The organism is Marinobacter sp. BW6, from assembly GCF_008107725.1.
GTDB lineage: Bacteria > Pseudomonadota > Gammaproteobacteria > Pseudomonadales > Oleiphilaceae > Marinobacter.
Map to the genome: position 1 here is coordinate 1 of NZ_VIRN01000012.1, position 353 is coordinate 353.

Consider the following 353-nt stretch of genomic DNA (forward strand, 5'->3'; position numbering starts at 1 on the left):
TGGTAGCAACTCGAGTTTTATTAGCGGCACTACGATGCACAACTTTCTTGAGAGCACCTTTGGATGTGTATTTCGGTTCGGAATTTATTCCGACCTGCTTGGATATGCAAAGCCAAACGAGGCATTTTTCAACAAAATCATCAAGTCGTGCGGCGTTGCGGCCGACAACATCCTGCATGTGGGCGATGACGCCATCGGCGATCTGCAAGGTGCGCGCAGCGCTGGAATGCGCGGCGCCCTGGTGGGAAGATCTGAGGACATTCAAGAGGCTGTTTATGACGCAGTTTGAGGAGTTTGCGCTTCATGAATTTCAATCAATCGAGGATGCACCCTTTCGACCGGAGCAATATTCG

1 protein-coding gene is annotated in these 353 nt (G+C 50.7%); it reads left to right on the forward strand.

Features of this window, described 5'->3' with window-relative positions; all coding sequences use genetic code 11:
* The coding region (locus tag FMN52_RS00045; protein ID WP_148606703.1) for an HAD-IA family hydrolase at window positions 1-289 on the forward strand (289 nt) is incomplete at its 5' end.
* Window positions 290-353 lie beyond the last annotated feature (64 nt).